8 protein-coding genes are annotated in these 11,948 nt (G+C 69.9%); all 8 read right to left on the bottom strand.

Features of this window, described 5'->3' with window-relative positions; translation table 11 throughout:
* Nucleotides 1-99: 99 nt before the first annotated feature.
* The 8 genes from ACFZA0_RS33900 to ACFZA0_RS33935 all read right to left on the bottom strand — a co-directional run bounded on the left by ACFZA0_RS33900 (nucleotide 100) and on the right by ACFZA0_RS33935 (nucleotide 11,756).
* Nucleotides 100-1,848, bottom strand: a complete 1,749-nt coding sequence (locus tag ACFZA0_RS33900; RefSeq protein WP_391024127.1) for a cation:proton antiporter — start codon at nucleotides 1,846-1,848, stop codon at nucleotides 100-102.
* Nucleotides 1,849-1,989: 141 nt separating this feature from the next.
* Nucleotides 1,990-2,745: an SDR family oxidoreductase gene (locus ACFZA0_RS33905; RefSeq protein ID WP_391024129.1), complete on the bottom strand. Its 756-nt coding sequence runs from the start codon at nucleotides 2,743-2,745 to the stop codon at nucleotides 1,990-1,992.
* 91 nt (nucleotides 2,746-2,836) lie between these two features.
* Nucleotides 2,837-3,295, bottom strand: coding sequence for a MarR family transcriptional regulator (locus tag ACFZA0_RS33910; RefSeq protein WP_391024131.1), 459 nt, complete (start codon nucleotides 3,293-3,295; stop codon nucleotides 2,837-2,839).
* A 135-nt stretch (nucleotides 3,296-3,430) separates the two neighbouring features.
* Nucleotides 3,431-4,255: an SAM-dependent methyltransferase gene (locus ACFZA0_RS33915; RefSeq protein ID WP_391024132.1), complete on the bottom strand. Its 825-nt coding sequence runs from the start codon at nucleotides 4,253-4,255 to the stop codon at nucleotides 3,431-3,433.
* 160 nt (nucleotides 4,256-4,415) lie between these two features.
* Complete coding sequence (locus tag ACFZA0_RS33920; RefSeq protein ID WP_391024134.1) at nucleotides 4,416-4,730, bottom strand: antibiotic biosynthesis monooxygenase; 315 nt, start codon at nucleotides 4,728-4,730, stop codon at nucleotides 4,416-4,418.
* Nucleotides 4,731-4,785: 55 nt separating this feature from the next.
* The gene (locus ACFZA0_RS33925; protein ID WP_391024136.1) at nucleotides 4,786-5,919 is read right to left on the bottom strand and encodes a GDSL-type esterase/lipase family protein; all 1,134 of its coding nucleotides are present in this window, start codon (nucleotides 5,917-5,919) and stop codon (nucleotides 4,786-4,788) included.
* A 592-nt stretch (nucleotides 5,920-6,511) separates the two neighbouring features.
* Nucleotides 6,512-9,547: a TIM-barrel domain-containing protein gene (locus tag ACFZA0_RS33930; protein WP_391024137.1), complete on the bottom strand. Its 3,036-nt coding sequence runs from the start codon at nucleotides 9,545-9,547 to the stop codon at nucleotides 6,512-6,514.
* 88 nt (nucleotides 9,548-9,635) lie between these two features.
* Nucleotides 9,636-11,756 (bottom strand): glycoside hydrolase family 2 TIM barrel-domain containing protein, encoded by a 2,121-nt coding sequence (locus ACFZA0_RS33935; protein ID WP_391024139.1) that lies wholly within the window; start codon nucleotides 11,754-11,756, stop codon nucleotides 9,636-9,638.
* Nucleotides 11,757-11,948 lie beyond the last annotated feature (192 nt).

Below are 11,948 nucleotides of genomic sequence, written 5' to 3' on the forward strand. Positions count from 1 at the left end.
CTGCCGCCCCGAGCTACCGGACCGGCCGACGCCACGCACCCGTTCAACGCCTGCGAGGAACTTGGCGGAGCCGCTTGCCCGACGGAACTGACACGGCGATCACGCATCTCCTTGCCGCGCGTCCGCGACCCGGTCGCCCAGCTGCTCCAAACGTGCTTCTTCGAGGTCGAGAGCGCTTTGGGCGTCCGTGAGTGCGCGCGAACTGTAGGCCCCGCGGGTGCGGGCGGCGAGCAGGGCGTCGCGTTGTGCGGCGATGACCGCGAGGCGCAGTCGGAGGTAGTCGGTGCGGGCCGCCAGCAGAGCGGCGTGGTCCGGCCCGGTCTCCTCGGGACGAGCGGGCTTTTGCGGCCGGATGAGACTGTCCGCGCGCACATGGTCGATGACTTCGGGCGCAGCCGTGCCCGTGTCGGCCATGTCGTCCAGGGCCTCTGTCGCCGCCTGCGACATCTCGGTGACCAGCTGTCCGTACTCCGTGCGCAACCTCTTCGGGTCGTCGCCCGGAATGCGCACGGCGCGGATCACGGCAGGCAGTGAGAGGCCTTGCAGCAGCAGCGTCGTCACGGCCACGACGAACGCGATCAGGATCAACTGCGGCCGATGCGGGGTGCTTTCGGGCAGGGTCTGGGCCGCGGCCACCGTGATCGCCCCGCGCATGCCCGACCAGGCCAGCACCACTCCGCCCTGCCAGCCGAGCGTCTCGTTGAGCCGGAATTCGATGTCGGCACTCGTGCGGGAGACCCGCCGCTCGATCCGGGCCTTCCTGCTCGGGGTCAGGCGGTCGCTCAGATCGAACAGGGCCAGCCGCTCCTGCATGCGCTCCAGCAGCGGCTTGGCCGCGGCCGCCCGGCGCTCGTCCTGGCGCAGCATCGCCACCAGGGGGGCCACGAAGACCATGCGGGCGAGGATGACCAGTCCGCTGAGTGCGACGCCGTAGAGGAGGACTCGGCCCGCGCCGAGCCCGTCCTCGTGCGCCTGCACCTCGTCGATCAGCGACTTCACGCCCAGCCCCATCAGGAGGAAGATCGCGCTCTCCAGGAGGAAGGCGAGAGTGCGCCAGTTCATGGCCTCGCCGAGCCGGTCCCGGGCCTTCAGCAGCTTCGGGCTCAGATGCCCGGTCACCACTCCGGTCACGACGACCGCCAGTACGCCCGACGCGTCGAGTTCCTCGGCGGGCAGGTACGCGACGAACGGCACCACGAAGGAGATCGCCGTGTTCAGCACGGTGTCGTCGAGCAGCGCCCGCACCCGTACGTTGACCAGGCCGACGACGACACCGACCGCGACCGCGACCAGTACCGAGAAGGCGAACTTCCCGGCCACGCCCCAGAGCGACACGGTGCCGGCCATCGCGGCGACGGCTGAGCGCAGCAGGACGAGCGCGGACGCGTCGTTGACGAGGCCCTCGCCCTCCAGCAGCGTGAGCAGGCGTCTGGGCAGGCCGAGCTTGCGGCCCACCGAGGTTGCGGCCACCGCGTCCGTGGGGCTGACGATCGCGCCCAGCGCGAACGCGACCGGCCAGCCGATGTCCGGCATCAGCAGGTGGACGAGCCAGCCCGCGCCCAGCGTGGACACCACGACGAGCAGTACCGCGAGCCCGGTGATGGCCTTGATGTCACGCCGGAAGTCCTGGGCCGGCATGTTGACCGCCGAGGAGTACAGCAGCGGGGGCAGCACCCCGGCCAGCACCCACTCCGGTTCGATCTCCACAACCGGCACACCCGGCACGAAGCTCAGGGCGATACCCACCACGACCAGGCTCAGCGGGGCGGCGAGCCCCAGGCGCTGCGAGAACGCGGCGACCGCGACCATGCTGGCCACGCCGACGACGGCGATCAGGGTCACTTCCATGACAGGCTCCCGGCCAAGCGCGCAGTGTTGTGCATGGGGGCATTGTGAACATCCGTGGGGCGTGCGCCGGAGGAGGCGCGTGGTGAAGCACGCCGGTTCCGCGGCGGGCACGAACCCGGGCGCACGGGCCGCGGCTGCGCCTCAGAGCCGGGCAAGGCCGCCGTCGACGGGAAGGTCGGAACCGGTGGTGTAGGCCGAATCAGGGCCGGCCAGGTACAGGGCGGCTCGGGCCACTTCTTCGGTCGTGCCCAGGCGGCGCATGGGCACGGTGGCGGTGACGTGGGCATCCATGGCCTGCCGGGCTGCGGGATCCCCGCCCGTGACCGACGGGGTGTGCAGGGAGCCCGGGCTGAGGGAGTTCACCCGGATGCCGCGGGCCAGTAGTTGGGTGTCGGCGGCAAGACTGCGGGCAAACCCGGTCAGCGCCGCTCTGGTCAGCATGTGCAGGGGTGCGGCAGGGCCACCGCGCCGGGGGGCGGCTGCGGTCAGGATGACGGACGCGTTGTCGTTGAGCAGGTCCCGGGACCTCGTCACGGTGAAGAAGGCGCTCTTGAGGTGCACATTGATGTGCTGGTCGAAGGCGGCCTCGTCCACCTCGCACGGATCGGGCGTGCGGGCGGTTCCGGTGTCGACCAGCAGAACATCGATGAACCCGAAGCGGTCCTCCACCGCGTCGATCAAGCGATCGACGCCGTCGGACGTGGACAGGTCGCAGGCCACCGGACGCACGGGGCCGCCGAGCAACACGGCTGCGGCGTCGAGCTTGGCCTCGTCCTGTGCCGCAAGGACCAGTTGGGCGCCGTGCTGGTGGAAGAGGCGGGCCGCGGCGAGTCCGATGCCGCTGCTGCCGATGGTGACGACCGTGACCTTGTTGTCGAGTTTGCGCTGCTCGTTCATCACGGGGTCCAGACGTGTCCGGGTGGTCGAGGCCGACTCGTGGAACTGGAGGCCGACGGGATCTGCGGCGGTCGACGGGAGCGGGGGCGGATCACGGGAGCGTGGGTTCGCCGAGCTCCGTGGTGATCTTGGTGAGCAGAGCGTGCAACGAAGCGCGCTCGGCGTCGTCCAGCGGCGCGAGGATGCCTTGTTCCACCTCGGTCATGACCGGTTCGAGGCCGTCGATGAGGTCTCTGGCGTGCGACGTCACGAAGACCCGCTTGCTGCGGTCGTCGCCCTCTTCCGTGCGACGTTCGACCAAGCCGCGTCTTTCCATGCCCTTCAACAGGGACGAGACGCTGGCAGCGCTCGTACGGCTCACCCGGGCGATGTCACGCTGGATCGAACCGGGGTTCTGGATCAGGTAGCCGAGTACGAAGGCCTGCTCGGAACTGAGGTCGCGCTCCCGGAACCATTCCTCGCCCCCCTTGCGCTGGACCCACACGATCCAGCGCATCATCTCGAAGGTGCTGTGAAACGCGCGATTCGATGCGCCCCGTGCCTCGGCCATGACGCCCACCCTAATAGTTAGCCATCTAACAGTCAAAGTCGGCAGTCTTGGCGGTTGTGGTGACCGGGCGCTGGTGCCGCGCCCTCAGCGGTACCCACCGGTTGCCCACCGGTGGGTACCGTCTCTCAGGCCGTCCTACGCCGTGGCGGTGAGGAACTGGGTCTGGATCTGAGCCGCGCCGCCGTCCATCGGGACCTGGAAGTGGTCGACGGCGGTGACGTGGCCGGGGTCGAGAACGGTCCAGCCGGCGTTCTTCAGAAGGGCGAGCCAGGTGTCGCGGCTCAGGATGGTGCGCAGGGGGCTGGTCCCGCCGAACATGACCTGATCCGTCGTGGCGAGCACCTGCGCCGAGTCGAGGCCCTGCGGGTGGACTTCGGCGGTCAGGGCCAGCGTGCTGCCGGGGGCCGCTCGGCCGGCCAGAGACCTGACCAGACGGTCGACGGCGCTGTTCTCCAGGAACAGCACGATGTGCTCCAGCAGGAACAGGGAGCGCTCGCGGGGGTCGTGTCCGGCCGCGGCCAGCACGTCACCCGTATCGTCTGTCGCCAGATCGGCTTCGACGAGCGTGATCCCGCGGGTGTCCAGGCCGGACGCGTCCAGCCGACGCTTCTTGTCGGCGATGACGTGAGGAAGATCGATCTCGTAGAAGTGCACGTCGGGCGAGCGGAAGCGCAGCGCCCGATCGTCGTAGCCGGCGCCGACGTTCACGATCTGCGTGACACCGGATTCCAGGGCGCCCTGGACCAACTGGTCGAAGTAGGGCGCTCGGGGCGCCAGGAGCTGGAGGAGCGGCTCGCTCATCTTGACGGGCTCGCCGTCCGGGCCCGCTGCCGTCATGCCTTCTGTCAGCTTCCGCTGGCCGTGGTCGTCGCCCGACGGCGAGCGCGGGCGCTCGAATTCCGCCCGGCCGAGTGCCACGAACTCCCGGATCATCGTCAGAGTGGGGTTTTCCTGCTGCATGCCCTGATGGCCTTTCTCGTTGCGTTCACGATCTGTGGATCGCGGTGATCCCGTCGTGGCCGGCGCCGGTCCCGCCGGTGGCCGGGGTTCTCCGTCCGGGCCACCGGCGAGGTGACGCACCGTCGGTGGCCCGGATGTCAACGCCGGGTCGCTGGCGCGCTCAGCTGGAGGTGACGATGTGGACGGGCACCCGCACGCCCCACTCCTCGACTCCCTCGGCGAGGAGGTCCATGACCCGCTGGTGCCCCGCGTCCAGTTCGGGGTTGGTGTAATGGCGGTTCATCGACTCGTCGTCCCGGTAGAACTCGAAGGCCCACATGATGTCCGGGTCTTCGTCCGAGCGGCTGAGCACCCAGTCCACGGGGCCGTCCGGGTCGCCGTTGAAGTGCATCACGTGGCACAGCTCGAACAGTTCGTCCCCCTTTCCGGGCTTGGCCTTGAGTCGCATGACCAATCCGGGCTGCTTTTCCTGCATGTCGATCTCCCGATCTCTGGTGGTTCGGATGGTTCTCGGACGCCTGGCCGCGTGCTCAGCCGACGGCCGAGCCGTGACGGTGCGCCAGGTGTGTCGCCATGGCGTGCGCCAGGCGGTCGGTACCGGCGTCGTTGGGGTGCAGGTGATCGCCCGAGTCGTACGCCTCCGCGAGTCGCCGCGGCTCCTCCGCGTCCCGGAGTGCCGCGTCGAAGTCGACGTGGTGGGGCGCCGCCGTGCGGATCCAGTCGTTCACGACGCTCCGGATCCCTTCCCGGCTGTCGTCGTACCCTTCCGATCCCAGGAACGGCGTGATCGTCACGATCGTCACGTCGAGTCCCGCCTCCGCGGCCCGGTCGGACAGACGCCGGTACGCGTCGATCATCTGCTGGGCCGAGGGCAGGTCGGCGAGCGGAGCGTCGACGCCGGGAAGCCCGAGGTCATTGGTCCCCAGTGCGATGACGACGTCGCTCGCCCCGGTGACGGACAGGACGTCGTGCTCGAAGCGCGACAGCCCGGACGGGCCGAACGAGGCCACGGGCCCGCCCGAATCGGTCCGCAGCCGGTTCCCGGCGATGCCCGCGTTCAGCATGACCGCGTCGAGCCGCGGCGCGAGCAACTCCTGGGCGCCCTCGGGCCAGCCGCCGGCGGTGATCGAGTCACCCAGGCACACGGCCGTGACCGCGACCTCGGGCCCGAACACCTCCAAGCCGCAGACGAAGGGCACCGGCAGGGGAAGGCGGCTGCCGTCAGGGGCCTCGACGGTGGGGATCCCGACCGCGGGGAAGTCGGGCGAGCCGACGTGGTCGCCCGGCCCGGAGACCTCCATGAGCATCCGTGAGTAGTTGCCCGTCGCCTGCACCGTCGGCTTCGGGAGGTACAGGTCGACCGTCACCTCGCCGCCGCGCTGGACCGTCACGTCGAGCGGGTCGGTCCAGCACTCCTGCCCTGCCGGCAGCGTGACATCCGTCCGCCCCGCGAACCGGGCGGAGATCACCCGGTCTCCTGCCGAGACGGAAAGCGCTCCCACGCTCAGGGGCCCGTCACCGAAGCGGTTGCTCAGTTTCACCCGTGCTCGCTCACCGGCGACCGCCGACACCACACGCACGCGCAGCGTCTCGTCCGCACCGGCCCTGCCGAGGTCGCGAAAGTCCGCGACCCCTTGCATCCAGCCTGTCCGCCACTGATTCACGATGCCTCCTCTCCTGCGATTCGGCGCGCTCACGCTAACGCCGCAGGCCATGCCGGGCCTCCCGGCCCGGAGTCGATTCCGGGCGGGATCCGACGACCCTTCGGCTTCGAATCATTAGAAGTCAAACACATAGAGTTCTAACTATCAAGTCGTGGGCATCAGGCAGGCGAGTGACCGTGGAGCGGGTGTGAAAGCGCGGAACCGCGCGAAGCACCGGCGGATCAGGCTGCTGGAGCAGGAGGTCCAGGGTCTGCGGCGGGCCGCGGCACATCTGTCCCGGTGCGGCTGCCGGGACAAGGATCCACCCGCTCGTGAAGGGGCCGGCCGGGGACGGGTGCCCGCTACGGCGACGCGCCGGGGTCGGTATTGGTCACGGCTGCTCCAGCCCGCCCGGACGCCCGGACCCGCTCGGCGGATCCGCCGGGACAACCGCCGCTGGAGTCCGCCTGCGCCAAGCTCGGCATCGCCCGCCGCGACGCCGAGCGGCTCCCGGGATGGTGAGTGCGCGAGCCCGGACGACTATGCGTCCGGTTCTCGTTCGTGCCTCCGGGCGCGGATCGCCCGGCTCGACGGGAGGCCGGTGCGACCGGCGCTACTGCACGATCAGGCAGTCGATGTTCGCGCCCTGGGACTGCACGAGGATCGCGCGGACGGTGACGGCGTCTCCCTTGGGCAGGTCCGCGGTGACGGAGGCCGTCGCCCAGGTGTCCCAACTCCCGGTGGGCGCAAGGTCGAGCGTGCCGGCCTTCTTGCCGTTGACGTCGACGGTCACCGGGCGGTCCCCGCTGCCGCCGTTGGCGTAACGGAGAACGAGCTGCTTCGTTCCGGCCGCCGCCACGGGGATCGTCCACGCCAGGATGGCTCCGGCGGACGTCCCGACGAAGTCGGCGTAGCCGGTGCCGGTGTAGCCGGGGTGGCTGGTGTCGAGGGCGAAGGTGCTGTCGAGCCGTGCGCTCTCGGCCTGGTGGACCGTACCGCCGCCGACGGGCGGGAACGCCCCTCCACTGGGTTCGACGACGGCCGCGTCACCGCCACTCGTGCCGACCGGGATCTCCGTGGTGACGACGCTCAGGACCTTCGCCCGGGCGTCCCATGCGCAGCCCCCCGCCTTCCCGTTGATGAGGGCGGCGGCCTCACTGGTGAACGCGGGCAGTGTCGGCCCGCCGTTGACCCGCATGCCCACGGCCGACGCCAGGCCGTGGAAGCGCACGACGTAGCGGCGCCTGTCCGGCGCGCCCTCGTACGTGCCCGTGGGGTGTGCGACGACGACCCGCTTGGAGCTGTCGGTGTAGGCGAGGCGCGTGGTGGCTGTCTTCTTGTCCGTCCGGTAGGCCTCGGTCACCCCGTCGTCCTCGACGACCTCGAAGACGCCGTCCGCCCCGGCGTAGACATCCGCCTCCAGTTGCCGCTTGGTGAGGTGGGCGGTGCTCTGTGCGTAGGGATACCGGGGCAGGATCGCCCCTGCCTTCACGAACAGCGGTACCTCTCCGGTGCGGGTCGTGTAGGAGAAGTCCTCGGTGTCGGAACCCGCGTGGCGCCCGTCCCACCAGAAGTTGTACCAGTCGGTTCCGGCCGGCAGCCAGATCTTCTGCACCTCCCCGCCGTCGGACGTGACGGGGGCGACGAGCAACGAGGGGCCCCACATGTACTGCAGGTCGTGGGTATAGGCCTGGGGCCGGTCCTGGTGGTCGATCACCATGGCCCGGGCCATGGGCATGCCGGTGGCGGCGGCCTGGTGGGCGAGTGTGTAGATGTACGGCATCAGGCCGTAGCGCAGCTGTCCGTACTTCGCGAAGTCCGCCTGCACCGTGGCGCTCTGGTCGAGCGGCCAGCGGGAGGCACGCTTGCCCTTGTCCTTGGTCGAGGCGGTGCCGTGCGGGCGCCAGATCGGGGCGAGACTGGACCAGCCGGCGGGCCAGTTGCGGTACAGGGCGTCGGATATCACCTCGCCGTGGCCGAAGCCGCCGCCGTCGATGTTGGCGAAGGGGAATCCCCCGAGCCCGGCCGTCTGCATGCCGCGGATCTGGTTGCGCATCTCGTCGTAGGTGGAGTCGATGTCGCCCGACCAGTAGTGCCCGTAGCGCTGCTGGCCCGCGGTGGCTCCGCGGCTCCACGTCCAGGGACGCTTGGCGGCTCCGATGTGCCCGCTCCCCGAGGGGTCCCAGCCTTCCTCGCCGACGGCCCTGTGCACGTTGAGGAAGTAGGCGTTGCGGTCCTCGGACCAGGTGCGGCCGTCGGCCGTCCTCGCCGTGTACGGGATGGCCCCGAGGTCGTCGACCTCGTCGATCCACAGGGCGTCGCCCGGGTATCGGAGTGTCGGGTCGAGTGCCTTGTCCCAGAAGACCTTCCACACCCAGGCGCGGGTGTCGGGGTTGCTCCAGTCGGGGACCGCGTCGTTCTCCTTCACGTTCTTGAGGTCGGCCGCCGCGAAGCTGTAGCCAGGGGGTGGTCCGCCCTTCCAGCCCGCCATCTCGTTGGTGTTGTTGCGGTTGTAGTCCAGGGTCACGGTGACGCCGTTCGCGGCGGCCCACTTCTGATATCCGGCCGGGTCGGGCCAGCGTTCGTGGCTGAACTCGAACCACGATCCGGACCAGGAGCCGGAGCCCTCGCGCCAGCGGTTGTCGTTGACCTGGTGGTCGAACGGGAAGCCCGCGGCGCGGTGCTGGGTGATCTTCTGCCGCCACCAGTTCTGGTCACTGACGTCGGCGAAGTTCTTGTCGGACATCTGGAGCCCGAAGATGGACCGCTGCGGCAGCCTCGGACGGCCGGTGAGCTGGGTGTAGCGGTCGAGGAGTTGCGCGAACCGCGGGCCGTTGACGAGGAAGTAGTCGAGCTGGGGGCGGGCTCCCCCGGCATCGTGGCCGTCCGCGGAGAACGCGTACCCGGTGCTGCCGCCGAAACTGAAGGTGGTGTCGAAGGTGGTGTTGAAGAAGACGCCGTACCCCTTGTTGGACAGGTAGAACGGCACGATCGCCGGTGCCTGGTTGCCGGGGTTCTCCACCGCGCCGGAGTAGTTGTGGGAGACCGTGTCGCCGGTGCGGTCGAGTCGGGGTGTGCGGCCGAGGGCTCCGTGCCCCGCCTTCAGGAAGCGTTCGCCGTCCTGCGGAGAGGCGAACACTTCGCGGGCGACGGTGAGGTTCGAGCCGTCCCACGTGATGCCGTGTGCGCTGTCCTCCTTGGCCAGCAGGGCGCCCGTGGCCCGCGAGTAGAACTCCAGCCGGAGCGGCTTCTTGCGCAGGACGACGCGCAGTCCGTCCGTCGCGCCGGTACGGATCTCCAGGGTGTCCGCGGTGGCGCTGACGCTCAGGCTGCCGCCCAGGGAGGTGTGGCTCGACGGTTGCACCATCTCGTAGCGGGTGTCGGCGAAGAAGTCCTCGCCCGCGCGGGTCGCGCGCACCCTGACCATCTGATCGCCGTACGCGGTGAGCCGCAGCCGCTGGCCGGTCGCGCTGGTGATGGTGAGGCTCCGGCCGCCGTCGACGGTGTGCTTGGCGTAGTCGGTGAGTTGTTCGCGCTCCGCGGCCGCCGCGCGGGCGGGTTGTTGCGGCAGAGCGGTGACCGCGCCCGCGGCCATGACCCCGACGGCCGTCGACAGCACGGTCCTGCGTTTGATGGGTTCGTGCTTCATTGTCTCTCCGATGCGTTGATGACTCCGGCCGCCCTGTCGGGGCCGGAGCGGGCCGACACCGCCGCACGACGTGCCGCCGGAGGTGTCCTCAGGACGCGGTGAGAATCCAGGTGACCGTGTCGGTGTGCGTGGCGCCGGCGATGGTGGCGGTGACGGTCAGGGTGTTGGGGCCCGGGCGGAGTGTCACGCCGTCCCACCTGAAGATGTGATCCGTACTGCCGCGCTTGCCGAGGGAGGCGCCGTTGAGCGAGGCGGTGACCTCCGACGCGTTCGAGTAGACCTTCAGTTCGGTGGCGGCGTCGGTGCGCGCGGTCCAGCGGCGGCTGGTCATGTACAGGGTCGGTGCGGCGGACCAGTTGGCCCTGTACCAGTAGAAGGCGTCCTTGCGAATCGACCGGTCGCGCGTGACCAGTCCCTTGTCGTTGATGCCGGGCCGGCCGCCCTCGTTGCGCCCGTCGGAGGCGAAGTCGAACATGTTCCACACGAAGGAGCCCCAGACGAAGGGCCGGGCGGAGAGTTGCTTCCAGGACGCCTCGTGCAGCAGCGCCTGGTACTCCTCCGGGTGGAACGAGCCGCCGGAGCTGGGTTGCGACGGGTTGAGCGCGTGCTGCGCCGGGTTGGCGCCGGCACCGAACTCCGATACGGCGAAGGTGCGTTGGGGCTCGGCCTTGTGCAGGCCGTCGGCCCAGCCGCCCAGGTCGTCGTACGAACCGCCGTACCAGCCGAAGTACTTGTTGTACGCGGTGGTGTCCGCGTGGCCCGCCACCCCGGCGTCGTTGCCCAGGTTGTTCGCGTAGGTGCTGATGCGCCCCGGGTCCTCGCTCCTGACGATCGACGCGAGTTCGCCGAGCAGGGCGTTCGTGGTGGCGTTGTCCGTGCGCTGCTCGTTGCCGATCCCCCAGAAGACGATCGACGGGTGGTTGTGGTTCTGGCGGATCAGCTCGCGCAGTTGGTATGCGGTGCTGTCCCTGAAGGCGGCCGAGTCCGTGACGGCGTCCACCAGCGGGATCTCCGACCACACCACCAGGCCCGCGGCGTCCGCGAGGTCGTACTCCTTCTGGTCGTGCTGGTAGTGCGCCATCCGGACCGCGGTGGCGCCGACCTCCTTGATGAGGGCGAAGTCCTGTATGTGGTCGGCGTCGCTGACTGCCCAGCCGCGGTCGGCGCGGTCCTGGTGCAGGTTGACGCCGTGCAGGCTCACGTGCTTGCCGTTCAGCGTGAAGCCCGAGGTCGGGTCGAGGCCGAAACTGCGCAGCCCGAGCGGCTCGGTGACCACGTCGGTGACCGTCCCGGCGGCGGCGTCGCGGATCTCGACATGGGCGCTGTACAGGTAGGGATCGGCCAGGCCGTTCCACCGGCGGGGGTTGGCGACGGTGAGCGTCTGCGTCACGTCCAGGCCCGAGTTGGGACCGATGCGCTGCGACGTGCTGCTCCGGTCGGCCACGATCGTGCCGGCCGCGTCGGTGATGACGGCGCGCACCACCAGCGAGCGGCTGGTGCTGTTGTTGTTGAAGACCGTCGCTCTGACATCGACGGTGGCGGAGGCGGAGGTCACGCTGCGCTGGCTCAGATAGACACCCGGGCCCGCGTAGTCGAGCATCCGGACCGCGAGCTTGTCGAGCGCGTGCAGGCTGACGTTGCGGTAGACGCCGCCCTGGAAGGTGTAGTCGGCGCTCAGCGGCGCGATGTCGGGGTCGTGCGCGTTGCTCACCTTGACGGCGAGGACACTCTCCCGGCCGGGTGCGAGCTGGGCGGTGACCCCGAAGCGGAAGCGTGCGTAGCCGCCTCGGTGCTGACCCAGGTGAGTGCCGTCGATCCACACGTCGGCGACCTGGTTGACGCCCGCGAACTGCAGGAAGAGCATCCTGCCCGCCAGGCCGGCCGGAACGGTGACGCGTCTGCGGTACCAGCCGACGCCCCGGTAGTAGTTGCCGCCGCCGTCGGCGCCGTCCTGGGCGTTCCAGGTGTGCGGGACGTCGAGGGTGCTCCACGCGCTGTCGTCGTAGGCGGGCGCCTGTGCCCCCGTGATGTCGCCCCGGTGGAAGCGCCAGCCGGAGTTGAGGTCGAGCCGGGTGCGCGGCGTGGGCGCGCTGTAGGTCTGCGGGACGGCCGGAGTGGCGGCTGCCGAGGTGCCGCCGGCCGCCAGGGTGGCGAGAGCGCCCCCTGCGATGGTGCTCAGGATGCGCCGACGGCTGGGGATGTCGTTCATGACGTGCCTTCCCGACGGTGGGGGTCACGGGTCATGTACATGAACAGCGAGCTTCCATGTGAACTCACTCACGGGGAAGTTAGATCAGCCTGCCCGTGAGGGCAACCCCCGCGACAGCAGACCGACCGCTATTCACATATGTGTTCCAACGGATGTGGTGCCGCGCCTGCCGGTCCGGCCGGACCGGCAGGC

The organism is Streptomyces sp. NPDC008150, from assembly GCF_042956945.1.
GTDB lineage: Bacteria > Actinomycetota > Actinomycetes > Streptomycetales > Streptomycetaceae > Streptomyces.

Bases quoted from the DNA above. Each gene is read 5' to 3' on its own strand.
- ACFZA0_RS33900 (WP_391024127.1), bottom strand. From the start codon at position 1,848: ATGGAAGTGACCCTGATCGCCGTCGTCGGCGTGGCCAGCATGGTCGCG.
- ACFZA0_RS33905 (WP_391024129.1), bottom strand. From the start codon at position 2,745: ATGAACGAGCAGCGCAAACTCGACAACAAGGTCACGGTCGTCACCATC.
- ACFZA0_RS33910 (WP_391024131.1), bottom strand. From the start codon at position 3,295: ATGGCCGAGGCACGGGGCGCATCGAATCGCGCGTTTCACAGCACCTTC.
- ACFZA0_RS33915 (WP_391024132.1), bottom strand. From the start codon at position 4,255: ATGCAGCAGGAAAACCCCACTCTGACGATGATCCGGGAGTTCGTGGCA.
- ACFZA0_RS33920 (WP_391024134.1), bottom strand. From the start codon at position 4,730: ATGCAGGAAAAGCAGCCCGGATTGGTCATGCGACTCAAGGCCAAGCCC.
- ACFZA0_RS33930 (WP_391024137.1), bottom strand. From the start codon at position 9,547: ATGAAGCACGAACCCATCAAACGCAGGACCGTGCTGTCGACGGCCGTC.
- ACFZA0_RS33935 (WP_391024139.1), bottom strand. From the start codon at position 11,756: ATGAACGACATCCCCAGCCGTCGGCGCATCCTGAGCACCATCGCAGGG.